The sequence below is a fragment of the Streptomyces sp. NPDC051243 genome, assembly GCF_044455405.1.
Classification (GTDB): Bacteria; Actinomycetota; Actinomycetes; order Streptomycetales; family Streptomycetaceae; genus Streptomyces.
This window is the reverse complement of the sequence record NZ_JBITES010000001.1, coordinates 350074-376113: the sequence shown is the minus strand read 5'-3', so window position 1 is coordinate 376113 and position 26040 is coordinate 350074. Positions and strand designations below refer to the sequence as shown.

24 protein-coding genes and 1 pseudogene are annotated in these 26040 nt (G+C 70.9%); 10 read left to right on the top strand and 15 right to left on the bottom strand.

The genetic code is table 11. From position 1 onward, the window contains the following. The first annotated feature begins 121 nt into the window (after positions 1 to 121). On the top strand, positions 122 to 1558 hold the full coding sequence (locus ACIBAG_RS01700) for an MFS transporter (protein WP_399099757.1): 1437 nt from the start codon (positions 122 to 124) through the stop codon (positions 1556 to 1558). Between the two features lie 26 nt (positions 1559 to 1584). Here ACIBAG_RS01700 and ACIBAG_RS01695 read toward each other — a convergent pair whose 3' ends face one another. The 3 genes from ACIBAG_RS01695 to ACIBAG_RS01685 all read right to left on the bottom strand — a co-directional run bounded on the left by ACIBAG_RS01695 (position 1585) and on the right by ACIBAG_RS01685 (position 4489). Then, positions 1585 to 3594: a spermidine synthase gene (locus ACIBAG_RS01695; protein WP_399099754.1), complete on the bottom strand. Its 2010-nt coding sequence runs from the start codon at positions 3592 to 3594 to the stop codon at positions 1585 to 1587. A gap of 209 nt (positions 3595 to 3803) precedes the next feature. Then, the gene (locus ACIBAG_RS01690) at positions 3804 to 4274 is read right to left on the bottom strand and encodes a GNAT family N-acetyltransferase (protein WP_399099752.1); all 471 of its coding nucleotides are present in this window, start codon (positions 4272 to 4274) and stop codon (positions 3804 to 3806) included. Further along, entirely contained in the window at positions 4271 to 4489 is a 219-nt protein-coding gene (locus ACIBAG_RS01685) for a hypothetical protein (RefSeq protein ID WP_399099750.1), read from the bottom strand. Before ACIBAG_RS01685 ends, ACIBAG_RS01690 begins: the two co-directional genes overlap by 4 nt. A gap of 203 nt (positions 4490 to 4692) precedes the next feature. Here ACIBAG_RS01685 and ACIBAG_RS01680 point away from each other — a divergent pair, with 203 nt between their 5' ends. Continuing rightward, positions 4693 to 5019, top strand: a complete 327-nt coding sequence (locus tag ACIBAG_RS01680) for a hypothetical protein (protein ID WP_399099748.1) — start codon at positions 4693 to 4695, stop codon at positions 5017 to 5019. 204 nt (positions 5020 to 5223) lie between these two features. Next, complete coding sequence (locus tag ACIBAG_RS01675; RefSeq protein ID WP_399099746.1) at positions 5224 to 6144, top strand: RNA polymerase sigma-70 factor; 921 nt, start codon at positions 5224 to 5226, stop codon at positions 6142 to 6144. Here ACIBAG_RS01675 and ACIBAG_RS01670 read toward each other — a convergent pair. Together ACIBAG_RS01670 and ACIBAG_RS01665 are read right to left on the bottom strand one after the other, a co-directional pair. Then, positions 6120 to 7013 (bottom strand): RNA polymerase subunit sigma, encoded by an 894-nt coding sequence (locus ACIBAG_RS01670; RefSeq protein ID WP_399099744.1) that lies wholly within the window; start codon positions 7011 to 7013, stop codon positions 6120 to 6122. The genes ACIBAG_RS01675 and ACIBAG_RS01670 overlap by 25 nt on opposite strands. 141 nt (positions 7014 to 7154) lie before the next feature. Then, positions 7155 to 9923 carry an AAA family ATPase gene (locus tag ACIBAG_RS01665; protein ID WP_399099742.1) on the bottom strand — a complete coding sequence of 923 codons (2769 nt, stop codon included), beginning with the start codon at positions 9921 to 9923 and terminating at the stop codon, positions 7155 to 7157. A gap of 268 nt (positions 9924 to 10191) precedes the next feature. Between ACIBAG_RS01665 and ACIBAG_RS01660 the strand changes: the two genes are divergently transcribed. Beyond that, positions 10192 to 10845: a sigma factor-like helix-turn-helix DNA-binding protein gene (locus ACIBAG_RS01660; RefSeq protein WP_399099740.1), complete on the top strand. Its 654-nt coding sequence runs from the start codon at positions 10192 to 10194 to the stop codon at positions 10843 to 10845. Positions 10846 to 10932: 87 nt separating this feature from the next. Here the strand turns inward: ACIBAG_RS01660 and ACIBAG_RS01655 are convergent, their stop codons facing one another. From ACIBAG_RS01655 to ACIBAG_RS01635, 5 genes are all read right to left on the bottom strand, one after another. Next, positions 10933 to 11676 (bottom strand): SDR family oxidoreductase, encoded by a 744-nt coding sequence (locus ACIBAG_RS01655; RefSeq protein WP_399099738.1) that lies wholly within the window; start codon positions 11674 to 11676, stop codon positions 10933 to 10935. A 116-nt stretch (positions 11677 to 11792) separates the two neighbouring features. Continuing rightward, on the bottom strand, positions 11793 to 13493 hold the full coding sequence (locus ACIBAG_RS01650) for an FAD-dependent oxidoreductase (RefSeq protein WP_399100542.1): 1701 nt from the start codon (positions 13491 to 13493) through the stop codon (positions 11793 to 11795). A gap of 350 nt (positions 13494 to 13843) precedes the next feature. Then, positions 13844 to 14341 (bottom strand): Ohr family peroxiredoxin, encoded by a 498-nt coding sequence (locus tag ACIBAG_RS01645; RefSeq protein ID WP_399099736.1) that lies wholly within the window; start codon positions 14339 to 14341, stop codon positions 13844 to 13846. A gap of 101 nt (positions 14342 to 14442) precedes the next feature. Beyond that, complete coding sequence (locus tag ACIBAG_RS01640) at positions 14443 to 15339, bottom strand: RNA polymerase sigma-70 factor (RefSeq protein WP_399099734.1); 897 nt, start codon at positions 15337 to 15339, stop codon at positions 14443 to 14445. Positions 15340 to 15423: 84 nt separating this feature from the next. Continuing rightward, positions 15424 to 16185, bottom strand: a complete 762-nt coding sequence (locus ACIBAG_RS01635) for a class I SAM-dependent methyltransferase (protein ID WP_399099732.1) — start codon at positions 16183 to 16185, stop codon at positions 15424 to 15426. Between the two features lie 220 nt (positions 16186 to 16405). Between ACIBAG_RS01635 and ACIBAG_RS01630 the strand changes: the two genes are divergently transcribed. Further along, the gene (locus tag ACIBAG_RS01630; RefSeq protein ID WP_399099729.1) at positions 16406 to 17335 is read left to right on the top strand and encodes a UTP--glucose-1-phosphate uridylyltransferase; all 930 of its coding nucleotides are present in this window, start codon (positions 16406 to 16408) and stop codon (positions 17333 to 17335) included. Positions 17336 to 17431: 96 nt separating this feature from the next. Here ACIBAG_RS01630 and ACIBAG_RS01625 read toward each other — a convergent pair whose 3' ends face one another. The 5 genes and pseudogenes from ACIBAG_RS01625 to ACIBAG_RS01605 all read right to left on the bottom strand — a co-directional run bounded on the left by ACIBAG_RS01625 (position 17432) and on the right by ACIBAG_RS01605 (position 21640). Continuing rightward, entirely contained in the window at positions 17432 to 18379 is a 948-nt protein-coding gene (locus ACIBAG_RS01625; RefSeq protein ID WP_399099727.1) for a hypothetical protein, read from the bottom strand. Then, the gene (locus ACIBAG_RS01620) at positions 18376 to 18861 is read right to left on the bottom strand and encodes a hypothetical protein (RefSeq protein WP_399099725.1); all 486 of its coding nucleotides are present in this window, start codon (positions 18859 to 18861) and stop codon (positions 18376 to 18378) included. Before ACIBAG_RS01620 ends, ACIBAG_RS01625 begins: the two co-directional genes overlap by 4 nt. Positions 18862 to 18864: 3 nt before the next feature. Further along, positions 18865 to 20088, bottom strand: a complete 1224-nt coding sequence (locus ACIBAG_RS01615; protein ID WP_399099723.1) for a macrolide family glycosyltransferase — start codon at positions 20086 to 20088, stop codon at positions 18865 to 18867. Beyond that, positions 20085 to 21050 (bottom strand): patatin-like phospholipase family protein, encoded by a 966-nt coding sequence (locus ACIBAG_RS01610; RefSeq protein ID WP_399099721.1) that lies wholly within the window; start codon positions 21048 to 21050, stop codon positions 20085 to 20087. Before ACIBAG_RS01610 ends, ACIBAG_RS01615 begins: the two co-directional genes overlap by 4 nt. 117 nt (positions 21051 to 21167) lie before the next feature. Beyond that, a pseudogene (locus tag ACIBAG_RS01605) lies at positions 21168 to 21640 on the bottom strand (carboxymuconolactone decarboxylase family protein). 339 nt (positions 21641 to 21979) lie between these two features. Here ACIBAG_RS01605 and ACIBAG_RS01600 point away from each other — a divergent pair. Genes ACIBAG_RS01600 through ACIBAG_RS01580 form a run of 5 tightly spaced genes read left to right on the top strand, consistent with a single transcriptional unit; the run spans position 21980 to position 25962 of the window. After that, positions 21980 to 22165, top strand: coding sequence for a hypothetical protein (locus ACIBAG_RS01600; RefSeq protein WP_399099719.1), 186 nt, complete (start codon positions 21980 to 21982; stop codon positions 22163 to 22165). A gap of 23 nt (positions 22166 to 22188) precedes the next feature. Next, a complete protein-coding gene (locus tag ACIBAG_RS01595) occupies positions 22189 to 22917 on the top strand; it encodes a hypothetical protein (protein ID WP_399099717.1) in 729 nt (242 codons plus the stop codon). After that, entirely contained in the window at positions 22914 to 23924 is a 1011-nt protein-coding gene (locus ACIBAG_RS01590; RefSeq protein WP_399099715.1) for a DUF6895 family protein, read from the top strand. Before ACIBAG_RS01595 ends, ACIBAG_RS01590 begins: the two co-directional genes overlap by 4 nt. Beyond that, positions 23921 to 24844 carry a DUF6895 family protein gene (locus ACIBAG_RS01585; protein WP_399099713.1) on the top strand — a complete coding sequence of 308 codons (924 nt, stop codon included), beginning with the start codon at positions 23921 to 23923 and terminating at the stop codon, positions 24842 to 24844. The genes ACIBAG_RS01590 and ACIBAG_RS01585 overlap by 4 nt, the downstream gene beginning before the upstream one ends. Beyond that, complete coding sequence (locus ACIBAG_RS01580) at positions 24841 to 25962, top strand: serine hydrolase domain-containing protein (RefSeq protein WP_399099711.1); 1122 nt, start codon at positions 24841 to 24843, stop codon at positions 25960 to 25962. The genes ACIBAG_RS01585 and ACIBAG_RS01580 overlap by 4 nt, the downstream gene beginning before the upstream one ends. The last annotated feature ends 78 nt before the right edge of the window (positions 25963 to 26040 follow it).

Genomic DNA, 26040 nt, shown 5'->3' with positions numbered 1-26040 from the left:
ACACGACCGTAGCACCCATCTGAACTGTACGGTTGAGTTCATATGAACTGAACAGTATGGTTCAGTTAGCTCGGCGAGGTTCGCCGTGCACGACCGGAACACCGCATCAGGAGGACTCCTCATGACCCACGCCGCAGCCGGTGCGCCGCACACAGCCGGACACGCACCTCACCCACCCCCGGACCCGCGCCGCTGGGCCGCCCTCGCGCTGATCTGCCTGGCCCAGTTCATGCTGATCCTCGACGTCACCGTCGTGAACGTCGCCCTGCCCGACATGGCGGCCGACCTCGATCTCGGCCGCGAGACCCTGACCTGGGTGGTCACCGCCTACACCCTGTGCTTCGGCGGCCTGATGCTGCTCGGCGGCCGGCTGGCCGACGCCCTCGGCGCCCGCCGCACCCTGCTCGCCGGGCTCGCGCTCTTCACCGCCGCCTCGCTGCTCACCGGTCTGGCCCAGAACGCCCCGACACTGCTCGGCGGCCGGATCGGCCAGGGCGTCGGCGCGGCACTGCTGTCGCCGGCCGCGCTCTCCCTCGTCACGACGACCTTCCAGGGCGCCGAACGCAACAAGGCGCTCGGTGTCTGGGCGGCGATCGGCGGCAGCGGCTCCGCGGCCGGCGTGCTCCTCGGCGGGGCCCTGACCGACGGCCCGGGCTGGCCATGGGTCTTCTACATCAACGTGCCGGTCGGGCTGCTCCTCCTGATCGCCCTGCCGGCCTTCGTGCCGGCCAGTGCCCCGCGGCCCGCCCGCCTCGACATCCAGGGCGCGCTGCTGGTCACCACGGGCACCGCCGCGCTGATCTACGGCCTGGTCGAGGCGGGCGACTCCGGCTGGACGGACACCTCGACACTGCTGCCGCTGTTCGGCGCGGCGGCAGCGTACGCCGCCTTCGCGGCGGTCGAACGGGCGGGCCGGGCCCCGCTGATGGACCTGCGGATGTTCACCCGACGGCCGGTGCTCGCGGGCGCCTTCCTGATGCTGATCGCCACGGGCCTGCTGATCGCGTACTTCTTCCTCGGATCTGTCTATCTGCAGCACATCCGCGGCCTCAGCCCGTTGCGGACCGGAGCGCTGTTCCTGCCCGTCGCCGTGGCCACCGGACTCGGCGCCCACCTGGGCTCCCGCCTGGTCGGCCGGATCGGAAGCCGCCCCACGGCCGTCGCCGGCCTGGCCGTCGCGGCCGCCGGCTCCGTCCCGCTGACGCGCCTCTCGGAGACCGGCAGCGTGTACGCCGGTCTCCTGCCGGGCTTCGTGATCGCATCCCTCGGCCTCGGCGCGGTCTTCGTCACCGCCACGACGACCGCGCTGGCCATGGTGGAGCACCACGAGGCGGGGCTCGCCTCGGGAGTCGTCAACACCTTCCACGAGGTGGGTGGCTCGATCGGCGTCGCCGTCGTCTCCACCGTCGCGGCATCCGGCTTCGAGCGGGGCTCGGCAGGCGGCTTCGACGACGCGTTCACGGTCTGCGCGGTGGCGGCCGCTGCCGCCGCCGTAATGGCCCTGGGCCTCGTACCGCGAGGCAGGCCCCAGCCGGCCGACGGCCCGTATGTGCACTGAGCGCGCCGGCCGTCGACCGACGTCGCTCAGGTCTTGGCGGCCACCGTCTCCTCCGGCACCCGCGTCGCCTGCCCGCCCGGCCCCGTCCAGGTGAAACGCATGGCCACGCAGGCCCCCAGGTACAGCGTGGCGACGACCAGCAGCAACGCCTGATAGCCCGTCACCAGAGCCAGGTACTCCAGCGCGCCCCCGGTCAGCGCGCCCAGCAGGTTCGCGCCGAACGCGGCTGTCGGGTCGGGGGCCTGTGCGAGGCGGTCCGAGAAGATGAGGTTGGCGCAGAAGATGGGGGCGAAGGCCAGGGCGATGGCGGCGGCGAGACGTCCGGCGAAGGGCAGGGAGAGCACGGCCTGCGTGGGTACGAGCCAGGCCACGGCGAGGGAGCCGAAGAGCAGCAGCTGCAACAGGAGTTGGTTGGCCTGTCGCATTCTGCGCCGGACCTCGACCGCCGCGAGGACGGAGAGCAGCACGCCGAAGAAGACGAGGGCGTTGACCAGCCACGTCGTACCGAAGTACAGCGCGAAGCCGATCACGTTCTTCGTCTCGAGCAGCATGAAGGCCGCGCCCAGCAGGAACATGTCGAAGTAGCGGAACGTGCTGCGGATACGAACACCGGTCAGACGCACCGACAGCAGCGTCACCAGCAGAATCGCGCCCAGGGCACCCAGATAGAGCGTGGGGATGGTCCGGTGGAGCAGATACGGGAAGGGGTGGTCGTCGCTCGCAGCCGCCGGGACCGGGCCGCTGGGCTGCCAGACCTGCTTGCAGGACTGGTCGGCAGGGGTCATGCCGGCCACCAGCACGGCCGCGTTCCGTTTGAACGTCGTCATACAGGGGGCGTGGCCGTAGACGCTGTCGAGGTCGCCGGCGAAGCGGTCCACCAACCAGCTCTTGCGGTAGTAGTTGTACATGGCGAAAGCGCCGTCCGGCGCCAGGTGATCGCGCGCGGCCTCGAACGCCTGACGGGTGAACAGGTAGCTCTCCAGCCGCAGGTTGCTCGCGCCCGACACCAGGGTCAGGGAGTCCGGGAGGGCCAGGACGATGAGGTCGTACTTGGCGTCGGTCCGCTCCAGGAACGCCCGTCCGTCGTCGATGTAGGCATGCACCCTGGGGTCGTCGTACGGCTTGGCGGGGTGCAACGTCGCGCCGATCTCCTGCAGGCGGGGGTCGATCTCGACGGCGTCCACCCGCTCTGCTCCGTGCGCCAGTGCGACGGCGACGTCGTTGCCGTTGCCGGCTCCGATGATCAGCACGCGCTTGTGCGGGTTCTGCGGTGTCTGGTCGTACGCCTGCCGGTACGGCGAGTTCTCGCGCATCAGCACCGGGAGTGGCGCGGTGCTCTGGTGGGGGACGCCGTTGGCGGAGATGTAGTAGGTCCGGGAGGCGCTCGGCGAGGGTTTGAGCTGGATCTTGTAGTAGGGCGACCAGGAGACACCGGTCGTGGTCGTCTCCAGGAACAGCGCGGCGACCATCGCCGTGAGGGGGATCCCGTACAGCAGGGTGTTGCGGCGCCCGCCGAGGACCAGCAGGGCCGCGGCGGCGAGTACGCCCCACACGACCGAGGGGGCGCGGAGCCAGGACAGTACGGCGAAGGAGACCGAGCCGGCGATGCTGCCGAGGAGGTCGTAGCGGTAGGCGTCGAGTGAGGGGAGCCGGCGGAAGAGATCGGCGGTGATCTTGCCGATCCCCGCCATGATCACCGCGGTCAGCAGGAAGATGGCCGGCAGGGTCACCCACTGGGGCAGGCCGGTGGTCTTCACGGCGGTGAAGTAGATGACCTCGCTGCTGCTCTGACGCACCTGCACCGGATACGCGCGTACGAGGATGACGAGAAGCGCGAGCGGGATCGGCGTCCAGCGTTTGAGCCACTGCCCGCGCTCGGCGGGGATCAGGAAGCCGATGCCGATCCCGAGGAACGATCCGAGCAGGATGAAGTTCGAAAAGTAGCTGAGGTGGACGACGTTGGCGCCCGCCCATCTGATCAGCGCCAGCTCGACGAAGAGCATGGTGGTGCTGGCCAGCACGAGTCTCCAGCGCACCGAGCTTTTCGTTTGTCCGACTTCGTTCCACTTCATGCCGGTTCACGGTGCCAGCTTCGGGGCGGTGAGTCGAGATGCCTTGCCGGTGGATGACGAAGGTCGCGTCGGGGCGTGGGTGGGACAGGTCGCTTGGGCAGGAAAGGAGCGGCGGGACGGGTGGCAGTCCCGCCGGCTTCTGCAGGTCCATCCACCCCCGACGACAGCCGAGTTCAATCGACAGGCAAGTGATAGCGAAGCTTCTCCTTCGCACGGCCTCCCAGCCGGTCGTAGAACCTGATCGCATCCGTGTTCCAAGGCGGGGTCTGCCACTGGACGTGCCCGAGCCCCAGCGCACGCGCTTCCGCCACCACGGCCTCCACCAGCAAGGGGCCGACTTTCAGACCCCGGTGACCGGCTCTCAGGAAAAGGCAGTCCATATGGAGGTACTCCGCCCCGTCCCACGTGGAGACTTCCGGGGCGCACGAGGCGTAGCCGATGAGCTCGCCGTCGTCGGACTCGGCGACGAAGCACCGCAACCGCGGGGCGTGCGTGCCGAAGAGCAGTGCCTCCAGTCGCCGGGCCAGGTCCGGTGGCGGGGGCGCCGCCTCCGCGTAGGCGGCGTGCTCGGCCGCCATACGGGCGACATGAGGAAGATCGGCAACGCGCGCACGTCGCACCTGGCCCCCTCCGGTGGCCGTCACCGGACCTCGCCATCCAGCGCATCGCCGCGCCAGGCCACAAGCCGCTCGTCGAGGGCGCCGTGGCCGTCCAGCACATGTCGGGTGAGGGCATCCCGCTCGTGCGCGAGGACCGCCGCCTCCCACACGCACGGGGCCAGGCCCATCCGGCCGGGCCTGAGCCGGGTGGCGTCGCCGGCCGGGCCGGTGAAGACGGCGAGGTGCGACCGGGCGGCCACGGCCGCATACGCACTCGTCCTGGCCGGAACGCGAGGTTTCACTGTGAAGGCTGCGAGGAGGTTGGGAAAGCACCGCTCGTGCGGCCACCGCGATCTTGACCGGACGTGGCCGAATGAGTCGCGCAGCCGGGTCCGGCGACGATGGTCGACTTCACCGGGCCGGGCGGACGGGTAGCGCCGGAATGGGAACCATGATCATACGGATGCGTGCGCTGGCGGAGGCCCCGCCACAGGTGTGGATCGCGGTGGGGGGACTCCTCGGTCCCGCCACACAGCCCCACGTCCGGCGGGGGCTGCACGACCGTGCCACGGCCGGAGCCCGCGAGTTCTTCCTCGACCTGCGGGAACTGCACTGCGACGGCGAGATGTCGAGAGGCGGCATACGGGCCCTGTTCCCCGATCACCCCGACGCGCGGTTCCATCTCGTGGGCGCTCCCGACCCAGTCCGCGACTGCGTCGGCGGTGATCCACGCTTCACCGTGCACACCCGTCTGGAGTCCGCCTGGAACGCCTGGTCCAGGGAGCCCTGACCGTTCGTTCCGCCATGCCGTTGCCGTGTCGGTCGAAGCGACGCGACTGCCCTGCGAGCTGCGAATGCCGGTGGGGCTCCGGCCCGGCAGCCCTGTCACAGAGCGGGGAGCCTCCCGGTCTATGAGGGAGACGCGTCGGACAGAGCCGTGACGTTCGGTGACCGACGGGCGACCGACACTCGGAGGAACGGAGACAGCAGGAGCATGCATCTCGAGACGTCCCCCGCGGAAGGCACTCTGGATGACGCCGTTTCTGTCTTCGTCGAGCTCCGTCCGCGGCTCTTCGGAATCGCGTACCGCGTGCTGGGAAGCGCCGTCGAGGCCGAGGACGTGGTCCAGGAAGTCTGGATGCGCTGGCAGAGAACCGACCGTTCCGTGGTGATCAGCCCGGTGGCATTCCTGTCGAGCACCACCACCCGGCTGGCCATCAACGTCGCTCAGTCCGCTCGTGTGCGCCGCGAGACCTACATCGGCCCGTGGCTGCCGGAGCCCGTCGACACGAGTGACGATCCAGCAGTGGGCGCCGAGCGGGCGGAAGCCCTGGAACTGGCTCTGCTGCTCGTACTCGAGAAACTCACTCCCACGGAGCGGGCCGCATACGTCCTGAGAGAGGCGTTCGACTACGCCTACTCCGAGATCGCGGACATTCTGCGGCTCAGCAGCGTCAACGTCCGACAGATAGTGAGCCGGGCCCGCAAGCACCTCGCGGCCGGCCGGCGGGAGACCGTGGACACGGTGGAGCATCGGCGGCTCCTCGAAGCCTTCGTTTCGGCAGCTCAGAACGGAGACGTCGCCTCACTGGAGGCTCTCCTCACGCCGGACGCCGTCAGCCTGTCCGACGGCAATGGCATCCGGGGCGCCGCTCGCGTCCCCGTGCTGGGACGCGCACGGGTGGCGAATCTGTCGACCGCAACTCGGCGGTTCTGGCACGGGGTTGACATCCGCCAGGTCGAAGCCAACGGACGCAGCGGAGTGCTGCTCCACCGGGACGGGCAGCCTACGACGTTCATGACACTGTCGGCCTCGCCCGAGGGCATTCACCAGTTGATGTGGGTGTTCAACCCGAGCAAGGTCTCGGCGTTCGTCAACTCGCGCTCGCGTCACGTCGGGGCGCCCGGCGCCTGATGGGTCCGGGGTACGCCGGGCCGGTTCCAGGTGCGGAGCTTGTCGGGGTTCAGGGTTGCCCAGACCTGGACGACGTGGGGGCCGGCGATGTCGAGGCCGATGACCGCTGCCACCTGACGTCCGTACCGCACGACGAGGCCGGTCCGTCCGTTGACGGGATGAGTGTGCACGCTGGTCCGTGGATGCCGGGCCAGCAAGGTGAGCAGGCTGCGGGCCACGTGGGTCCTGCCGTGCACCGGCTTGATGAGCGCGCGCACCTTGCCGCCACCGTCGAAGAACGCCGTGGCATCCGCCGAGAGGAGCGACGCCAGTAGCGCCTCGTCCTCCGTCGCGCACGCCTCCCGCACCGCACGCGCCACCGCGTCGTGCTCCCGGGCCGACGTGGGCCGTTCGCGACGCGCCCGCAGACCGCGCCGGGCCCGGTCGGCCGGCTCCGCGCACTCCGGCTCGGTCCGGCGCACGATGCCGGCCACCGGTGCCATCCCGACGACATCGTGCGGTACGAACGCCGCCCGCTCGGTCGGCGACAGGGACTGCAGCGCGTCCAGCAGAACCCCGGTGATCTCCTCCGCCGGCATTCCGCGCGCCACAGCACTCGCGGCCGGCTTCCCGAGCGCAGGCTTCCTGTCCGGGCCCGGCACGGTCAGCCGCGACAGACAGATGCTCCCCGCGACCTTCGCCAGCCACGACCGCGGTGCCGTGATCCGCGCCCGCGCCGGATCCGGCAGCTCGAACCACCGCCGGTAGGTCTCGTCGATGACGATCTCGGCCTCGCGGCCGCTGCCCAGCATCCAGGCCGCGACATCCAGCAGATGCCGTCGTTCATCGAGCAACTCCGCGATCGGTACGGCGTCGTCCGTACCCGTCATACGGCATCCCTCCGTCTCCCACACAGCCACACACCACATCCACCGCGTCGATCCGTGTGCGTCCGCTCGATAAGTGAGACCGGACGGGCACTGATCCCGTGACAACAGCCGGAACAGGAACGACACCAACGGTGCCCCGGACTAGGCCGAGGACGCAGTACCGTCGAAACGCATGGTCCGGATCTCCCGGCGGGAGGCGATGCCGAGCTTCGAGAAGACCTTGCGCAGGTGCCATTCCACCGTGTGCGGACTGATGAACAACTGGGCGCCGATCTCCGGGTTGGTGAGGCCCTCGCCGGCGAGGCGAGCGATCTGCGCTTCCTGAGGGGTGAGAGGCGTTTGTGTCGTGACGGCGCGTCTGCGGATCGTGGCTCCCGTGGCCTGCAGCTCACGCCGCGCGCGTTCCGCGAAGGCCTCCGCCCCGATGTGGCCGAGCAGGTCGTGGGCGGTGCTCAGCTGGACACGCGCGTCGGCCCGGCGGTTCTCGCGGCGCAGCCACTCGCCGTAGAGAAGCCGGACGCGGGCGACATCCATCCGGACGTCCGTGGTGCCGAGTCGCTCGATCGCCTCGCGGTACAGAGCATCGGCGGTCTGCCCGTCGCTCACCAGGGCACGCACGCCGGCCGAGGTGCCCAGAGCCCAGTCGGTGCCCGCGGCCCGCGCCATGCCGCTGATCCTCTGCACCGCGTCGGCCGCCTCGGCGGTCCTTCCGAGGCGAACCGCCGCCTCGATGAGCTCCACCGACGACTGGAGGGAGAGACCGAGTTCCTGCGGGTTCTCACAGCCGCGCACGGCCGCCGCGTAGGCCTCCTCGTACCTGCCGAGGCCGTTGTAGAGCACCGCTGCCGCCCACTGAGTGGCCGTCACCACCTTGCCTTCCCCACGCAACAGGAGGTCCTGGGTGATCGCCTCCATCGCCTGCCGGGTCGTCGACTCCCGGCCCTTCCACGGCTCGACGACCAGCGCCGCGTAATGCGCGAAGAAACTGCTGCCGGTCGCCTCGCCGATGGCGGTGGCCTCGACGACCAGCGAGTCGGCGCCGGCGAGATCACCGGCGAAGACCCGATTCGACAGGCGTAGCAGCAGTGCCGACGGCAGCACGGACAGCGCTCCCGTGCCGCGTGCCAGGTCGACCAGCCGCGCCGAGAGAACGGACCAGGTCTCGAAGTCCCATGTGCTGTGAGCCATCCGGCAGGCGAGCGGGAGCCAGCCGAGTCCCTCCGCTCCCGAGACCTCGGCGGTGCGGAAAGCGGTCAGCGCCTGGAGCACCGTCGGCGCGCCGACGGCGTAGCCCTCCGTGATCATTCGCGCCAGGCCGTCCAGAAGGAGATCGTCGCGGGTCGGTTCGGACGGCGTCGGCGCGCTCAGCACGGCCTGGGCGACTTCGAGGATCCCGTCCCCGGGCAGCCGTCCGGCCGTGAGAGCCGCGTACAGCGCGTCCCGGTAGGTCTCGCGGGCGAGTGTGGCATCGAGCGGCCAGAGCCGCTTGGCCGCTTCCAGCATGAGCGGCAGGCCCGCGCCGGCACTCCGGGACGCGGACATGATCCGGCCGCGCAGCAGCTTCGACTGGGCGGCTCCGAACTCGTCGAGGGGGCCGAGCTCAGCCGCATCCGTCAACTCTCGTGCGGCGTCGAAGGCGCCGGCCCGGTACTTGGCCTGAGCCGCTGCCAGCGCCCGGCCGGCGCGGCGCACGGGGTTGGGGGTCAGCTCGGCGGCTCGATCGAGAAAGGCGGCCGCCGCGGCGACTCCGCCCCGCGCCTGTGCCCGGCCCGCCGAACGCTCGAGCTCCTCCGCCACCGTCTCGTCGGGCCTCGCCGTCGCGTGCGCCAGATGCCACGCCCGGCGATCCGGATCACGCCGGGCGTCCGTCGCCTCCGCCAGCGCTCTGTGGACCTCGCGCCGGTCGTCCGGGCTCGCCGCGCGATAGGCCGCCGAGCGCACCAGCGGGTGCCGGAAGCGCACCCAGGCACCGAGAGCGATCAGGCCCGACGCCTCCGCGGGCACCGCGGCGGCGTCCACGTCGATTCCCAGCCGCTCGGCCGCACGCCGCAACAACGTCACGTCACCCACCGGCTCGGCGGCGGCGGTGAGCAGCAGGCGTTGGGTGTCGGCCGGGAGCGACTCGACCCGGTGGCGGAAGCCCTGCTCGATCTGACTCGACAGGGGCCCCGCGCCGGGACGTCCCACACCCACGGCCATCTCCTCCGGGGTCAGCCCACGAGGCAGTTCCAAAAGCGCCAGCGGGTTGCCGCGCGTCTCGGCGACGATGCGGTCGCGCACCCGCCGGTCGAGCGGACCGGTGACCACCGAGGCGAGCAGGCTTCGGGAGTCGCTCTCGCTCAGCCCCGCCACGCGCAACTCGGGCAGACCGGGCAGCATCGCGCCGACGGTCGGCTCGCGGACGGCGAAGACGAGCAGGATCGATTCCGCGAGGAGTCGCCGCGCGACGAACTCCAGCGTCTGTGCCGAGACGCGATCCATCCACTGCGCGTCGTCGACGAGGCAGACCAGCGGCTCGTTCCCGCCGGCGTCCGCGAGGAGACTCAGGGTGGCCAGGCCCACGAGGAACCGGTTGGGCGCAGGGCCGGAACGCAGTCCGAACACCGTGCAGAGAGCGTCGCGCTGCGGCTCGGGCAGACCCTCGAGACCGGCCAGCAGGGGCGCACACAACTGGTGCAGGCCGGCGTAGGAGAGCTCCATCTCGGACTGGATGCCGGCGGCCCTGACGACGCGGCACCCGGTGGCACGGTCGAGGAGGTACTTCAACAGCTCGCTCTTCCCGATGCCGGCTTCACCGCGCAGGACGACGACACCGCTGCGCCCGGCCCTTGCATCGGCCAGGAGATCGTCGAGGACCTGGCACTCGCTTCGTCGCCCGAGGAGTCCGGCCTGCGAACCGCTGCTCGTCATGGCACCTCCCGCGTCAGGTACTCCGAGCGGCGTGTCAGCCGGTTCGATTCCGGATCACTGCGGCCGGCTTCGACCGAGGTGAGCCACGTCCATCCTAAGGGCCGGGGACAGGGGGGTCTTGATTCGACCGGAGGCTCGGCCAAGGGAATGCCACGGAGGACCACGAAGCCGACTACGGCATTCCAAGGGCGCGGTCGGCTGCCTTTGGACGCGACGTTGGTGTGGGCGGCCTTGCGGGCCGCTGACCCACGGAGCAGAGGAGCCGACCGTGAACACACATGTGATCGAATTCGCGCAGGTGCCGGACGAGGCGACGTCGGTGTTCATCCACGCCAGGCCGGGACTGCTCAGGATCGCCCACCGGATCGTCGGCAACGCGACCGAGTCGGAGGACGTCATCCAGGAAGCCTGGCTCCGGTGGCAGCGGGCGGACCGTACGGTGGTCCGCAACCCGTCGGCGCTGCTCCGCAAGACAACGGTCCGACTGGCCGTCAACCTCGTCCAGTCGGCTTGGAAGCGTCGGGAATCCTGTGCCACTCCGTGGCTCCCGGAACCGATGGACGGCGACGTCACCCCGGAGGCGGTGGCGGAGCGGCACGATGCTGTGGATCGGGCGGTTCTCCTGCTGATGGAGACACTGACGCCGACGCAGCGGGCCGCGTACGTTCTGCGGGAGGGGTTCGGCTACCCGTACAGCCGGATCTCCGAGCTCCTCGGCCTCGGCGCCGCCAACACGAGACAGCAGGTATCACGCGCCCAGGATCGTCTCGATGCCGACCGTCGTGGGCAGCCCGTGGACTCGGCCGCGCATCGGCGGCTCGTTCAGGCCTTCCTCGCGGCGGCGCAGTCCGGGGATCTCGCGCCTTTGGAAGCCGTGCTCACGGAAGGCCGCGACGGAAATTCGTCGCCGTGCCGGAAGTGAATAATCTGTGGCTCTGCCGGAAGTGAATTGGGTGGCCCCTGCCGGAAGCAGGGGCCACCCAACCGGTTTCACCGGACTGTGCGGGATTTACTGTTGCGTCAACCAATCGGACAGCTTGGTTTCGGCGATGTCCGCGTCCGGACCGGGCAGCAGCGTGTTCTCGTCCAGTTGGGCACCGGAGTACGGGGCCTTCGGGTCCGTCACCACCGTGCGCGGGTCGTTCTTGGCGGCGAGTGCCTTGCGGATCAGCTCGTCGAGCTGGAACACGTCGGGACCCGCGATCTCCACCACGCCGTTGACGGGAGCGCCGACCGCGGTGCGGCCGACGGCCGCGGCCACGTCGTCGGAGTAGATGGGCTGGATCTTGGCCGGGGACAGACGCACGGTGTCGCCCTCGGTCGAGATGTCCGCGATCCCCTTGATGAACTCGAAGAATTGCGTGGCGTGGACGATGGAGTAGGGCATCCCGGACGCCCTGATCAGGTCCTCCTGGGCCTGCTTGGCCCGGAAGTACCCGCTCTCCTGGAGGCGGTCGGTGCCGACCACGGACAGCGCCACGTGGTGTGTCACACCGGCCTCCGCCTCGGCCTTGAGGAGGTTGGCCGTGGAGGTGCGGAAGAAGTTCAGGACGGCGTCGTCCTCCCACGAGGGCGAGTTGGACACGTCGACCACGACCGACGCGCCCTCGAGGACCTCGGCGAGACCCTCGCCCGTCAGGGTGTTGACGCCGGTGTTGGGCGAGGCCGCGATCGCCTCGTGCCCCTGCTCGTTGAGCTTGCCGACCAGTTTCGAACCGATCAGCCCGGTTCCACCGATCACGACGACCTTCATAGCGGATTCCTCTCGGAGAAAAATTCGGCCTGCACAGAAGAGACAGGACAGGGGATCTATGTGTGACAGTCGCCGAGCGAGAATCGGGAAATTTCTTTCAGCCCGGCGCCGCCAGGTCATTCCACAAGCTTTCCTTCGGACGAGACCTCTTCCATCAGAGAGGAAATCTCGTCCGGAATGCCCGGAACAGGCTCGTGGGTGACGCCGGTCGTCGGGGACCACACGAGATTGACTCGCAGGGCGGGATCGAGGCCGGGGTGGTCGCTGCGGTTGTGGCAGCCACGGGTCTCCCGACGCTCCAGTGCCGATTCGAGGGTGGCCCGGGCCGCCAGGGCGGCGGACTTGAGATCGAAGGCGTGCGCGAGGTCCTGATAGCCGGCGATGTCCGGGTGCACGCCGACCTCCGCCATCCGCTTCTCGATCACCGCGAGCTCCGCCAGCCCCGCGCGCAGGCCCTCTTCGTCGCGTACGACTCCCGCGTGCTCGGTCATGGTGTTGCGGATGGCGCGTTGCAGGGCACGCACGTTCTCCGGCCCGTCCGCCGCGAGTAGATCGTCGATCTCCGCGCGGGCCTCGGCGACGGCCGAGGCGGAACGCCGCTGCGCGGGCAGGGACTGCGAGTAGGCGGCGGCCGCCCGACCCGTGATACGGCCGAAGACCAGCAGTTCGATGAGGCTGTTCCCGCCCAGGCGATTGGCTCCGTGCAGTCCGCTCGACGCCTCACCGATGGCGTACAGACCCCGCACATCGGTGCTGTGGTCCTCGGGGCGCACCCACACGCCGCCCATCGAGTAGTGCGCGGTGGGTGCGATCTCGATGGGCTCGCGGGTGATGTCCAGCATCTGCAGGTCGAGCATCGTCTGGTAGACGCGGGGGAGCCGCGTCATGATCGTCTGCCGGGGCAGGTGGGAGACGTCGAGCCACACGCCGCCCTTGGGGGTGCCCCGCCCTTCCTTGATCTCCGTGTACGAGGCCAGGGCGACGCGGTCACGGGTGGACAGCTCCATCCGGTCGGGGTCGTAGCGGGCCATGAAGCGTTCCCCGAGGGCGTTGCGCAGGATCCCGCCCTCGCCCCGGGCGGCCTCGCTGACCAGGGTGCCGGCCGCGTTCTCCGGCTCGATGATCCCGGAGGGGTGGAACTGGACCAGCTCGGCGTCGCGCAGGCGGGCGCCGGCCTCCACGGCCAGACGGAAGGAGTCGCCCGTGTTCTCGTCACGCCGTGAGGAGGTGCGCCGCCAGATGCGTGTGTGGCCGCCCGCGGCGAGGATGACGGCGTCCGCGTGGATCAGGTACCGCCTGCCGTTCGCGAGGTCGAAGCCGTACGCACCGAAGACGGCACCGTCATGCACCAGCAGCCGGGTGATGTAGACGCCGTCGAGTACGGGTATGTCGAGCTGCTGGGCCCGCCTGACGAGGGTGCGCTGGATCTCCAGACCGGTGTAGTCGCCGGCGAAGGCGGTCCGCCGGAACTTGTGCGCGCCGAAGAACCGCTGGGAGATGCGGCCGTCCTCTTCCCTGGCGAAGGCCATGCCGTAGCGCTCCAGGTCGTCGATGCCCCGGGCGGCGCCCCGGGTGACGATCTCGACGGTGCGGGGATCGGCGAGCAGATAGCTCTCCTTGATGGTGTCCGCCGCGTGCTGTTGCCAGCTGTCCTCGGGATCCATGGTGGCCAGAGCCGCGTTGATTCCTCCGGCGGCAAGCGCCGTATGTGCGTCCTCCTTGGGGCGTTTGCCGACCGCGAGGACGTCGACACCGGCCTCGGCCAGCTCGATCGCCGCGCGCAGACCGGCACCGCCGGTGCCGATCACCAGCACCATGGTGGAAAGACGTTGTTCGGTGATGGCCACGGTCTTCTCCGATCAGGGGGCATCACTCATTACGACCGGGCCGTCGGCGGATCTGTGACAGCGTTCCGTCGCCCGGGCACCCCTTCGGCCTGTGTTCGATCAAGAAAGTTACCCTTCGGACCGCACAGCCCCTCATTCTCGGGTAATCCGGGCGATGGTGCATGGTGGGCACATGGTGTCGGCAGGCAACTGGTGCCGGCAGGTAACTGGTGGCGGCAGGTAACTGGTGGCGGCAGGTAACTGGTGCAGGGCAGGTACTGGTGCAGGCGGGAGGCAGCCGGCCGTGGCGCTCAGCGGACCGGGTCGGCTGTCGCTCCCCTTCAGGACGCCAGCGTGATGGTCGTCGGTGTTCCCTGCCAGGCCATCCTTGCGTAGGGGCACAGGGAGTCGGCCTTCTCCAGGAGCGGAGCGGCGATCTCGGGTTCGACGTCCGGCCACCTGACCACCAGGTCGATGTGCAGCAGGTAGCCGCCGTCCCCGGGATCCCGCCCGAAGGCGACGGTCGCGTCCACGGAGATCGGGGCCGGGTCGAGTTCCTCCTGGCGTGCCACCAGACTCAGGGCGCCGTGGAAGCAGGCGGCGAAGCCGGCCGCGAACAGCTGCTCGGGGTTCGTCCCGCTGCCGTCTCCGCCCAGTTCGGCAGGCATGCGCAGGTCCAGATCGAGGACTCCGTCGGCCGAGCGCGCCCTGCCCGAGGCCCGCCCGTGACTCGCCGGCCCACCGCTCACCGTCACCGTCGTGGTGTAGATGGGCGAGAAGGACTCTCCGACGTAGTCCTTCTCGGTGGACAGGTCGGGCAGCTGGAACGGCTCGCTCATTCGATGCATCCTTTGCCGCGCGGAGGAACTCCCGGTCCGGGACAGCTGGTTGACCGATCAGTCACCCACCTTGTGACAGACGGACCCGCGCCGCGCCGCCCTCAATCGGCCAGCGAGGCCACGTAGGGAGCCAGCTTGGCCGGATTCATGACCCACATGATGCGTTCGACGCCGCGTGCCGACACATCGACGCAGAGCAGGGCCACCGCGTTGCCGTCGGCGCAGACGAGGACGGCCGGCCTGCCGTTGGCCTCGACCCAGCGGACGTCCGTCGGAGGCCAGAAACGTGGGGCGAAGGCGGCGAGGTACCTGGAGACGCGGGGACGCCCCACGACCGGGATCCTGGAGGCCCCGCGCATGCCTCCGCCGTCGGAGTAGCTGACCACGTCCTCGGTCAGGACGTCCTCCAGCTCCGACAGGCTGCCGGTCCGGGCCGCGGTGAGGAACACCTCCAGCAGACGCCGGTGAGCGGTCGAGCTGACCGGTGCGCTGCGTTCCGCCGCCAGGTGCTTCCTGGCGCGGGTCACCAGCTGGCGCGTGTTGGCCTCGCTCGTCTCCAGGATGTCCGCGATCCGCCGGTACGGGTAGTCGAAGGCCTCCCGCAGCACATAGGCGGCCCGTTCCACGGGGTTGAGCTTCTCGAGGAGGAGGAGCACCGCCAGATCGAGTGCCTCGGCCCGTTCCGCACCCAGCTGTGGATCCGTACGGGTGTCCACCGGCTCCGGAAGCCACGGCCCGACGTACGACTCACGGCGCATCCTGGCGGACTGGGCGAGGTTGATCGCCAGACGGGTCGTGACGGTCGCCAGGAACGCCGTCGGTTCCCGGACCTCGGTGCGGTCGGTCTTCTGCCACCGCAGCCACGCGTCCTGGACGATGTCCTCGGCCTCCGTCGCGCTGCCGAGCACGCGGTACGCGATGCCGAAGAGCTGGGGACGCGCCGCCATGAACTGCCTGGTCGCCCGGTCGAGGGAGCCTGCGTCGTCCTCGGCGCGCATGGATGTCCTCCAGTCCTGGACGACCAGGCTACAAGCGGGCGCGGCAGGGCGCGCGTCGCCGGACCCGACTTCACCGGGCATCCGTCAGTGCCGGCGGAGGCGTACGGCCAGCACGGCGGGATCGGCCCGTCCGGGACGCGGAACGAACCCGGACCCCAGCAGTTCCCCGATCACCTCCGCACGGGAGGCCGGCCACATACGGAACGTCTCGGTGTACTCGCGCAGCAGACCGCTCTCGCCCCGCACCCAGTAGTCGAACCGCGTCCGGATCCGGTCCCCGTCGGCCGACATCACCATGCGTGCCGCGTACTCGTGCCGGCCCACCTTCTGGGCCGGGAGAAGGTACGTGACCTCGTCCCGGGGAACGCGGTCGGGCGGGAGCTGGACGAGGAACACCCCTCCGGGTACGAGCGCGTCGGCGACGGCCGGCCACAGGGCCCGGCGCGCGGCCGGATGAAGGCAGGCGATGGTGTTGTGGCATACGCCCACGTCGGCCACCTCGTGCAGGGCGGCCTCGTCGAGGCTGCCGGGGTGCACGGTGACGCGCGCTCGCACGTCCACGGCGAGCGCCGCCAGGCGCGTCATCAGCAGCGACCGCATGGAACGCGCGGGCTCGACGGCGTGCACGGGAACCCGCGACTCCGCGAGGCTCATGAGCGTGACCCGCCCGGTACCGGCGCCGACGTCCAGCACACCGCGGCGGGCGAGGCGGACATCACGGCCGTAGAACCGGCGTACGCGTGCCCTGTCCTGGTCCGCCTGCAGGATGTCGTAGAACTCGGCACTGACCGTGTAGGCGTCCGGGTGCTCTTCGCGGGCGGGAGGAGCGAAGGAGACATCTGACAACAGAGGGAGCATGTAAAAGAAGACCGGTCAGGTGACTCATCTGTGACAGCGAGACCCGCTGTCACGTCGTCGAGCATCGGTAGCTGCACGGCTCCTGCGCCGGGCGAAGTCCTGTGACGTCGGCGAAACAGGCGACCGGCAGGGCGGCGGCAGGCGTTGATAGCGTCGGCCGTGTGGCGTGCCCGCCCGTACGACGCGCCGATCGACCGAGAGAGATGTGATGTCCCCGACGATCCGCAGGGCTGTGATCCCCGCCGCCGGACTCGGCTCCCGACTGCTGCCCCTGACGAAGGCGACACCCAAGGAGATGCTCCCGGTCGGCGACAAGCCGGTCATCGAGCACACCGTGCGCGAGCTGGTGGACTCCGGCATCACCGACATCACCATCGTGGTCTCCGGCGGCAAGAGCCTCATCCAGGACCACTTCCGCCCCAATCCCGCCCTCGTCGAGCAGCTCCGCGAGGACGGCAAGACGGCGTACGCCGACGCGGTCGAGGAGGTCGCGGAGCTGGCCCGCCGGGGCCACATCACCTACCTCGACCAGTACGGCCCGTACGGCAACGGCACCCCGGTGCTGAACGCCGCCCGTTCCTTCGGCGACGAGCCCGTGCTGGTGCTGTGGCCCGACGACGTCTTCGTGGCCGAGGTACCCCGCGCCCAGCAGCTGATCAGGGCGTACGAGCAGACCGGCTGTCCGGTGCTGGCCCTCATGCCGATGGACCCGACCGAATCCCAGCGCTACGGCGTGCCCATCGTCAAGGAAGACCTCGGGGACGGCCAGCTGCGCATCACCGGTCTGGTCGAGAAGCCCGAACCCGCCGCCGCCCCGTCGTCGTACGCGGCCATCGGCGGCTACGTCGTCACCCCCGGCATCATCGACGAACTGCGCGAGCAGACCCGCCGCTGGTACGAGCACCGGACCGGCGAGGTCTACCTGACCGACGCCATCAACGCCTACGCCGCCACCCGCGCGGTGTACGGCCAGGTCATCAAGGGCCGCTGGTACGACACCGGCAACCCGGCCGACTACCTGGTCGCGCAGATGGCGTTCGCCCTCGCCCACCCGGAGTACGGCCCCCTCCTGCGTGGCCTGGTCGCCGGTCTCGACGACGACCGGGCAGCGGCCCTCCGGGCGGAACCCGACAGCTGACCGGCAGCCGGCTGGTCCGGGACCGATCGGCCGTGTGGGGGAGCCGGCCGCCGCGCCGGACCGACGGCGTCGCGGCGGGGGCGCCGACACGCGCTCTCACGGCGCCGGGTTCTCGATGGGCCAGGAGGCCGCGGTCGTCTCGCCCCGTGCGCGAATGAGCGTGATCACCGTGTCGGTCGTGCGATCGAGGTAGGTGCGGCCGTCCGGCAGCCTTTCCTCCGCGCTGATGTAGCTGCGCGGCCCGAGATGGGTGGCCGGCTCCAGCCGGTGCACGGTGATCTTCCCGGCGCGCCGGGCGCGGTTCCATCCACTGCGGCGGAACAGGCGCCAGCGCTGCGGGAAGAGCCAGGTGCCGACCCGCTCGATCCGGTCGTGGGCGCTGGTGAGCTGATGCACCTGCTCGGCATGGGTGAGGTCGTTGGCGCCGTTGTGGAACCCACCGAGCGTGATCACCGTGAGCGGGCAGCGCAGCCGGGTGTGCAGTTCGTCGACCGCGCCGGTGGCGACCTGCGCCCCGCCGCTGTAGCTGAGCAGCACTACGGGGACACCGCTGTCGGGCCGGTAGCCGGCCAGCCGCAGCTGCGTGGCGATCTGGGAGCCGACGGCCCGGTTGTACAGGGGGCGGTACCGGTGGTCGGCGGCGACGAAGACCTGCATGACGTTGTGCAGGAACAGCAGCAGCCCGATGTGGCGGCGCAGCCACGCCCACACCGGACGGTCGGCCAGCGGGTCGGCCAGCGGTGAGTACGGCTGCACCTGCCCCAGCACCCGCAGCTCCGGCGCTCCGGCGAGCAGGGCCCTGACCAGCTGACCGCCGTCCCGGGTGTCACGGACGCGGCGCTTGCCGATGCCGTCCAGGTAGACCAGGTAGGCGTCCGGGGGCCGGTCGGCGGTCGCTCCCCGGGCGTAGGGCACGCCCGCGGGGAGATCGGTGGTGGGAGCCCGGAAGCCGGCGCTGTAGACCAGCACCTCGTAGCGGGCCAGCAGACCTTCGGCCAGCAGGACCGGCCCGAGCACGCACGCCCAGAGCAGGAAGTCGTTCATACGATCGGCTCCGTCGTCCGAGGCGCGCTGATCCTCACGACCAGCCGCCGTACGGCCTCCACCGCGACCCCGAGTCCGACGCCGGCGACGGCCACGCAGCCGGCGGCGCCCCACCAGCCGAGCCCGCTCGCCGCCGCGAGCGGACCGGCCAGGCCGGCCCCGACCCCCACGAAGAGCAGCAGATGGAGCAGCGGCCCGAGCAGTGGGAAGGCCAGGACGGCGGCGAGCACCAGCGGCGCCACCAGGCCCGGTGTCCACTCCAGGCCGTCGCCCGGCGGGGGAGATGACACCACCAGCTCGGCCAGGCTCCACGCGGTCAGCGGCCACAGCGCGAACACGGCCGCCTCGACCAGACCGGCGGCCAGCAGCGACCCGGCGACCAGAGTCGGTGGCATGCCGGGCCGGCGCGCCAGCAGGGGCAGGATGCGGCCGGCGGCCTCCGACAGCCCGGCGAACAGCAGCAGCACGACGACGGCGGACATCGCTCAGCCTCGCCGTGACGGATCGGCGGGGACCGGCCGACGCAGCCGGCCGGCAGTTTGCGCGTACCGCTCGAGTTCGTCGGCGGCCCGTCGATATCCACCCGCGTCGTGCTGGGCGGCCTTGAGCTCGGTCGCGGCTGCCCGGAAGCCGGGCTCGTGCAACAGGCGCCGGGCGAGCGAACGCACGGAGCCCTTGGTGACATCCTGGGTACGGATCGACAGGCCCGCGCCGAGCTCGACGACGCGACGGGCGATCATCGGCTGGTCGGCGCCCTGTGGCACCACCAGCACCGGGACCCCGGCGTACATGGCCTCGTTGACGCTGTTCATCCCGCCATGGGTGATGAACAGTGCCGCCCGGGCCAGCACCTGCGGCTGCGGCACGAAACGCAGGGGCAGCACATTCGCCGGCAACGGACCCAGCGCCTCGGGATCGGTCTGCCCGGTGGAGACGATCACGGTTCCGCCGAGAGGGGCGAGGGCGATGGCGAACGTGCGCAGCAGCTCGGGGTCGGCGTTGAACACAGTGCCGAGCGAGGCGTACAGCACCGGGTCCCGGAGCCGGTCGGCCTCGAACGACGAGTCGAGCGGGCGGGCGCCGATGCTCGGGCCGACGAAACGGTAGGACCCGTCGAAGTGCTCGACGGCGGGCTGGAAGGCCGGCGAGGTATAGACCAGGTTGAGCGGCTGGCGGATGTTCAGCAGGTCGAGCACGGGCAACCCGCGCGCGTCGAAGCGGCGGTGCAGCTCCCAGCGGGACCGCAGATAGCCCTGAACGCTGCGGGGCTGTTTCCGCGCCATCGCGAACAGGTCCCACGAGCCGCTCGTGGGACTGGGGACATGCCGGCTGAAGGCGAACGTGGTGAACGACGAGGCCGCCGGCACACCCGCCTCGCGGGCGGCGACCGCGCCCCACAGGCACGAACTGTCGTGGACGATCAGGTCGGGCCGGTCGCGGCCCAGGTCGTCGAGCACGGCGGGCAGCAGACGGACGGTGGTGCGCGCCAGCGACTCCAGCAGTGTGACCGGTGTCGGCGGATCGGGGAGCGGAGGGTCGCCCCCGGGGTAGAGGTACACCTTCGCGCCCGCGGCCTCGATCGCCGCCCGGAACGCCGGTGAGGTGTGGTACGTGACGTTATGGCCGCGCCGGACCAGCTCGGCCACGACCGGCAGCGTCGGATTGACGTGCCCGTGCATGCCGATGTTGAGGAACGCGATGGTACTCACAGCCCGGCCTCCACTACGCAAGAAGTCGATGCCCCGCCCGGACCGGCGGGCGTCGCCGAGGGTTCGTCGACCCGGTACAGGCCCGGCCCGTTGACGCGGAGCCCGTCGAGGAAGCGCCCGGCCGTACGGGACGTGGTGCTGATCAGCCGCTGCGAGTGGCCGAAGTCCCACGGGGCGGGCCACGCCTCGATGCCGGTGGGAAGCACGACGGTCGGAATGTGCCGGGCCACCTCGTGCAGGTCGCGCTCGATCTGATGGCGCAACAGCAGCGTTCCGGCCCGGGCGGCGATGGCGCCGGCACGGCGGCGCGGACCGACGGAGCGCGGCGGCGAGCTCTCCGGCCCGGTCGACACCACCACCACGCTCGCCGCCCCGGCCCGCAGGGCCGCCAGGACCGGCACATACGCGATCACTCCGCCGTCGACGAGCGTGCGCCCGTCACGGTCCACCGGAGGCAGCATGCCGGGGATGGCCGCGCTGGCCAGCAGCGCGGACTCGAGGTCTCCGCGGTCGAGCAGGACCGGCTCACCGGTGACCAGGTCCATGGCCACCGCGGTGAAGGGGACCGCCAACTGCTCGATCAGCGCCGGCAGTCCGGCGCGGGCGATCAGTCGGCGCAGGCCGCGGTCTGTGAAGACACTGGCGCGGGAGGACAGGTAGCCGAGCGGATACACCTCTCGGCGGCGCAGCTGCGTCCACACATGGTCCAGCCACGGCGCGGCCCGGTCGGGGTGGGCGGCGGCGATGGCCCCGTTGAGGGCACCCACCGAGGTTCCGATGATCATGTCCGGCACGAATCCGCGCTGCTCCAGCGCGTAGCCGACCCCGACATGAGCCGCTCCGAGCACACCACCGGCGCCCACGACGACGGCGACCGGACGAGGGAGCGTGCGCAATCCCGCCGGCGGGTCTGCGTCCGACGGGACCGGCGAAAGGCGGCGTGTCCCCTTGGCTCCCGTCATGATCCACCTCTCTCGTCACGGATCGGGCTGCTGACCCAACGGACGGGCTGCTGACACATAGGACCGAGCGGCGACCGGCTGTGTGACACCGTGGGCCCAGACAGGTGCCGGGGCGGTTCAGCCGAGCTGATCGGGCTGGTAGTCCCCGGCCGGCTGCTGGTTGATGACGTTGATGCGGTTGTAGGCGTTGATGACGGCGAGGAGGGACATCAGGGCCACGAGCTGGTCCTCGTCGAAGTGCTCGGCGGCGTTGGACCAGGCCTCGTCGGTGACACCGCCGGCGGCGTCCGCGATGCGGGTGCCCTGCTCCGCCGGGTCCAGGGCGGCTCGCTCGGCCTCCGTTAAGACCTTGGCCTCCCGCCAGGCCGCGACCAGGTGGAGGCGCTGCGCCGTTTCCCCGGCGTGGGCGGCGTCCTTGGTGTGCATGTCCGTGCAGAAGCCGCACCCGTTGATCTGGCTCGCGCGGATCTCCACCATTTCCTGGACCGTGGCCGGCAGCGTTGAGTCCGAGACCAGCCTGGCGGCCGAGCTGATGTGTCGCAGCACCTTTCCCGCGAGGGGTGGCCGAAGTGGTCGAGACGCGATTCCACGGTGATCTCCTTGGCGTGCGGAGGCCTACGCACTACTGACCGGGGCAACCCACGCTGTGTGACAGAGGGCTGTGCGTGAACTGCGTCTGCCCGCAGTGCGATGCGCAGGGCGCAGGTGAAGGTGTCTGCGCAACTGGCGTCGGGTGTAAGGAAGTTGGCGGTGTGCAGCTGAACGGCGTCCCCGCCGCCCGGTGTAATGCCCGCAGTTCACGCGATGGCGGGGTGCCCGGGATGTGTTGGAAGTGACCTATGTTCACTTCTGGGAAAAGATGCGCGTTCTGTGGCGGTGTGGTGACCTTGGTTGTGGAGGCTATGGCTAACCCCAGAGGAGATGGTGTTATGCCTTCCATTGACAAGACGATCGAGGACATCACCGGCGTCCGGAGCGACCTCGACGCGGCACTCGACCCCGCAGAACCCGACGGCGTCTACCGTGACAGCCGGGAGTGCGCCGCCCTGGCGCTGCTCTCCGCAGACACCAAGCTGCTGCTGTCCCCGCCGACCCCCCGCCCCAAGAAGGGCTGAGCGGACCGACGGGAGCAGGCTGAATGGAGCAGTCAGGCACTTCGGCCCTCTTGCAGGGCGCGGTGCAGGACCTTGCGTCCGACGTGGTCTCCGCCCTTCGGGGTGGAGACCACCTGCGCATGTCCGGCACCGGGGCCGTGGACGAGATCGAGGGAAGCCTCGACCTCGCGGCCGTACGCGTGTTGGGAGCGGATCTGCTGCTGCCGCACGTACTCTTCCCCTCTCCGCCCGACCCGGAGGCAGTCGCCGTGTTCCGGAAGACGGTGGAGACCTTCCCACCCCGCGCCGACGCGGCCCCCACCGTCAAGTGGAGCCACTGGGCGATGAGTCGGACCCTGCGGCGGTTCGACATGCCCTTGTCCGGCGCACCGGAAGCACCAGGCGCGTCCTTCGAGGACGAGGCCGCCGAACCCGACGCCGGCTGGCTCGAGGAGGCGACCTGGCAGGCGCTGACGCATCAACTCGCCGTCCTGGCACCGCTCGCGCTACCCGCGGAGGACTGTGCCGTGGTCCGCGCCGCCCGGCGCCGTCCGGTCGACCTGGCCCGGGGTTTCGTACGGGCCGTACGGCGCAGGGACTGGCAGCAGGCGGCCGGCGCGGGACGCTGGCTCACCCTGCTCGACGGTGTGCCCGAGACGCTCGGCCTCGAAGCCGGGCTGGACTTCGTCGAACTCATGGGCGGCAACGATCCCCGGGTCGCCCTTCAGGTGCAGGCCGCCCGCGTCATGAGGACGGCCGGAGCCCTCGTATGACCGGCGAGGGCATGACCGGCGGGGCCGTGTCCGCCCCGCGCCTCGACGAGATCCGGGAGGTGGGAGCCGCCGCGTTCGCGTGGCTGTCCGCGCACCGTGACGACTTCGCCCTGGGCGAGGACGCGCTCACCCTCGACGGCCACGTGGACGCCACCTGGAAACCGCTCGGGGAGCTGGCCCAGACCTGCGCGAGCGTACGCGCGCACACGCAGCCGACCGATCCCCTGCACGCCCGCGCGGCCGATCTGTTGCGCTTCGCCTGGCAACAGACCGGCCGGGGCGACCTGTTCCTCCGCCTCCAGCGGCTGGAGCCCTTCGCGACCTACCCCCTGGAGATCTACTCCGTCTTCGCCTCGGCCGGTTTGCGGCACGCCGGATACGAGGCCGCCGCCGCCACGACGGCCCGTACCCGGAGCTGGCGGCTCACCGAGCACGAACCGACCCGCCGGCTCGGCGTCCTGCGAGCCGAGCGGCGCAGCGGCATCCACCGGCCGGAGCGGGCCGCGCAGACGCTGCGGCGCACCTGGCTGGGCGGACTTCCGGAACCGTGGACCTTCGAGCGCTCCTCCGGATACGCGCTCACCCACGTCGTCTTCCACCTCACCGACTGGGGCCGCGTCCCCGCAGGCGTCCCCGGCGATCTCGCCGCCTACCTCGCCCACTGGCTGCCGCCCTGGCTCGACACCTGCCTGGACGCCGGGATGTGGGACCTGAGCTGCGAGCTGCTGGTGGTGGCCGGCAGTCTCCCGGACCCGCCCGACCCGGCGACCCTGCACGACGCCTGGACCCGCATCGCGCGGGCCCAGCACCCGTCCGGCGCGCTCCCGGAGCAGGCCCTTGCGGAGCAGGCCCTCCGGGAACCGGCCCTCCCGGAACCGGACCTCCCGGGCGACCCTGGAGCGGACCGGGAGCCGGACTTCCTCCGCTGCTACCACTCCACGCTGATGGCCGCCTTCGCGGCGGCGCAGACCGTCAAGTCCCTTGCCGCCGAAGGAGTGCCCGGATGACCGACACCCGTCTCATACACACCGTCGGCGTCCGCGCCCTGGAGTGGCTGTGGGCTCATCGCGACGGATTCCGCCTGGAGCCCGACGTCGATCCGGAGGTGGGCTTCCTGGAGCGCTTCAAACCGGTCGGCGAACTGGCGCTGATCTGCCGGGTGTTGTTCCGCGAGGGCGTGGCCGGATCGCGGCAGGCCGACCTGGCTCGCCGGCTCCTCGACCACACCTGGCGGAACACGCTGGACGGCGGTCGCATGCTGGTGCGCGGCCAGCGCGTCGAACCGCTGTCGCCCATCCCCTTCGAGGTGTACCTCCCGTACAAGGAACTCGGGTACAGCGAGCCCGAGGTGGAGCGCGCCACCGTCCTCTACCACCGGCTCGACAGCTGGGCGGCCCTCGAACTGGACCCGACCCGCCGCCTCGGACTGTCCGCGTTCCAGCGCCGCTTCGGCCTCACGCCCCGCGTGCCCGAGGCGGACAGCGTCGGTTCCACCTGGCTGGGACAGAGGCCCGAGCCCTGGACGGTCAGCGGGCACATCGCCTACGACGTCACGCACACGGTGTTCCACCTCACCGACTGGGGAGAGCACCCCGAAGGCCTGCCGCCGGACATCGCGGACTACCTCGCCACCTGGCTGCCCGTCTGGATCGACGACTGGCTGGACCTGCAGCGCTGGGACCTGCTCGGCGAACTCCTCGTCGTCGACGCCTGCCTGCCCCGTCCCACCCTGGACGAGCGTGCCTGGCGGGGCTTCGCCGCCGCGCAGCAGCCCGACGGCGCCATGCCCGCCGTACGGACGATGCCCGAGGGCGAGCCGGACGAGGTGTTCGACATCGTCTACCACCCGACGCTGGTCGCCGCGTTCGCGTCCGTGCTGGCCACCTCCCGGGCCCTCGCCGAGCTGACGCACGCCACCGCCCCATGACCGGCCGGTCCACGCCCTGGCCGGGTGTCACCGACGAACCGGACGAGGCACACGAGGCAGCCGAGGCGGGGTCGGGCGGCGCCCTAGGCAGCACGCCGGGAAGCATCCCGGGCAGCGACGACGCGTTGCGCGAGCGGCTGGTGAGCGCGGTCGACGCGGTGGACGCGCCCGACGTCGTCCTCGCCGTCTCCCGGTCCGGTCGCCGCACGCTGCACTGCGGTGGCACCGCCCCGCCCCCGCCGGTCCCGCGGGAGGACCTGCGCTACGAGATCGGCTCGGCGTCGAAGGCGTTCACCGGACTCCTGCTGACCCGGCTCATCCAGCGCGGCCTGCTGACCGGGGGCGAGTCGGCCGCCGCCTGTCTGGACCCCGACCGGCGCGGCGATCCGGCCCCGGTGACGCTCGCCCACCTCATCACGCACACGGCCGGACTGCCCGCTCTGCCGGGCGACTTCTACGTCCGGGCGCTTCCGGCCTGGCGCACCAACCCCTACGGTCGCTATCCGCCCGCGCGGGTGACCGGCGCCTTCCTGCGCCATCGCCCCCGCCACCGGCCCGGCACCCGGTGGCACTACTCCAACTTCGGCGTCGCCGTGCTCGGTCACGCCGTCGCCGCGGCGACCGGCACGGAGTGGGAGGAGCTGCTCGGCGCCCATGTGCTGCGTCCGCTCGGTCTGAGCGGCACCGCCCTGGCGGCGGTTGATCCGAAGACCGACGCCGTCGGGCACGGGAAGGACGGGCGCACGCCCACCCTCGCCTTCGACGCCGGGGGTTTCGGGGCGGCGGGTGCCGTCCGCGCCACCCCGCACGACCTGCTGACGTTCCTCGAAGCCCACCTCGACCCGGCCGGCTCCCCGCTCGCCGACGCGCTGCGGGCGGTGCGCACACCGGTGCTGCGGCGCGGACTGGACCGCCGGCACATCCATACGGTGGCGTGGTTCCGGCACCCCACGAGCGGCGGGCCAATGTACTTCCACAGCGGGGCGACACTCGGCCAGCAGGCGTTCCTGGGCTTCAGGCCGGACACGGGCACGGCCCTGGTCGCGCTGTGCACCCGCCGGTTCCGCGCCCGCGATTCCTTCGTCGCCACCGCGTACGCGCTCCTCGCGGAGGACTAGGCCCTGTCGTTTGGATCATCCCGGCGTCGCGGGCCCTGGCACGCGCATCTGCCGCGTTGTCGTCACTCGCCGACTCCC

What these genes read in the sequence shown, in the direction of transcription:
- ACIBAG_RS01700 (WP_399099757.1), top strand. Translation starts at nt 122, where the DNA reads ATGACCCACGCCGCAGCCGGTGCGCCGCACACAGCCGGACACGCACCT.
- ACIBAG_RS01680 (WP_399099748.1), top strand. Translation starts at nt 4,693, where the DNA reads ATGCGTGCGCTGGCGGAGGCCCCGCCACAGGTGTGGATCGCGGTGGGG.
- ACIBAG_RS01675 (WP_399099746.1), top strand. Translation starts at nt 5,224, where the DNA reads ATGCATCTCGAGACGTCCCCCGCGGAAGGCACTCTGGATGACGCCGTT.
- ACIBAG_RS01670 (WP_399099744.1), bottom strand. Translation starts at nt 7,013, where the DNA reads ATGACGGGTACGGACGACGCCGTACCGATCGCGGAGTTGCTCGATGAA.
- ACIBAG_RS01665 (WP_399099742.1), bottom strand. Translation starts at nt 9,923, where the DNA reads ATGACGAGCAGCGGTTCGCAGGCCGGACTCCTCGGGCGACGAAGCGAG.
- ACIBAG_RS01655 (WP_399099738.1), bottom strand. Translation starts at nt 11,676, where the DNA reads ATGAAGGTCGTCGTGATCGGTGGAACCGGGCTGATCGGTTCGAAACTG.
- ACIBAG_RS01650 (WP_399100542.1), bottom strand. Translation starts at nt 13,493, where the DNA reads ATGGTGCTGGTGATCGGCACCGGCGGTGCCGGTCTGCGCGCGGCGATC.
- ACIBAG_RS01645 (WP_399099736.1), bottom strand. Translation starts at nt 14,341, where the DNA reads ATGAGCGAGCCGTTCCAGCTGCCCGACCTGTCCACCGAGAAGGACTAC.
- ACIBAG_RS01640 (WP_399099734.1), bottom strand. Translation starts at nt 15,339, where the DNA reads ATGCGCGCCGAGGACGACGCAGGCTCCCTCGACCGGGCGACCAGGCAG.
- ACIBAG_RS01630 (WP_399099729.1), top strand. Translation starts at nt 16,406, where the DNA reads ATGTCCCCGACGATCCGCAGGGCTGTGATCCCCGCCGCCGGACTCGGC.
- ACIBAG_RS01625 (WP_399099727.1), bottom strand. Translation starts at nt 18,379, where the DNA reads ATGAACGACTTCCTGCTCTGGGCGTGCGTGCTCGGGCCGGTCCTGCTG.
- ACIBAG_RS01620 (WP_399099725.1), bottom strand. Translation starts at nt 18,861, where the DNA reads ATGTCCGCCGTCGTCGTGCTGCTGCTGTTCGCCGGGCTGTCGGAGGCC.
- ACIBAG_RS01610 (WP_399099721.1), bottom strand. Translation starts at nt 21,050, where the DNA reads ATGACGGGAGCCAAGGGGACACGCCGCCTTTCGCCGGTCCCGTCGGAC.
- ACIBAG_RS01600 (WP_399099719.1), top strand. Translation starts at nt 21,980, where the DNA reads ATGCCTTCCATTGACAAGACGATCGAGGACATCACCGGCGTCCGGAGC.
- ACIBAG_RS01595 (WP_399099717.1), top strand. Translation starts at nt 22,189, where the DNA reads ATGGAGCAGTCAGGCACTTCGGCCCTCTTGCAGGGCGCGGTGCAGGAC.
- ACIBAG_RS01590 (WP_399099715.1), top strand. Translation starts at nt 22,914, where the DNA reads ATGACCGGCGAGGGCATGACCGGCGGGGCCGTGTCCGCCCCGCGCCTC.
- ACIBAG_RS01585 (WP_399099713.1), top strand. Translation starts at nt 23,921, where the DNA reads ATGACCGACACCCGTCTCATACACACCGTCGGCGTCCGCGCCCTGGAG.
- ACIBAG_RS01580 (WP_399099711.1), top strand. Translation starts at nt 24,841, where the DNA reads ATGACCGGCCGGTCCACGCCCTGGCCGGGTGTCACCGACGAACCGGAC.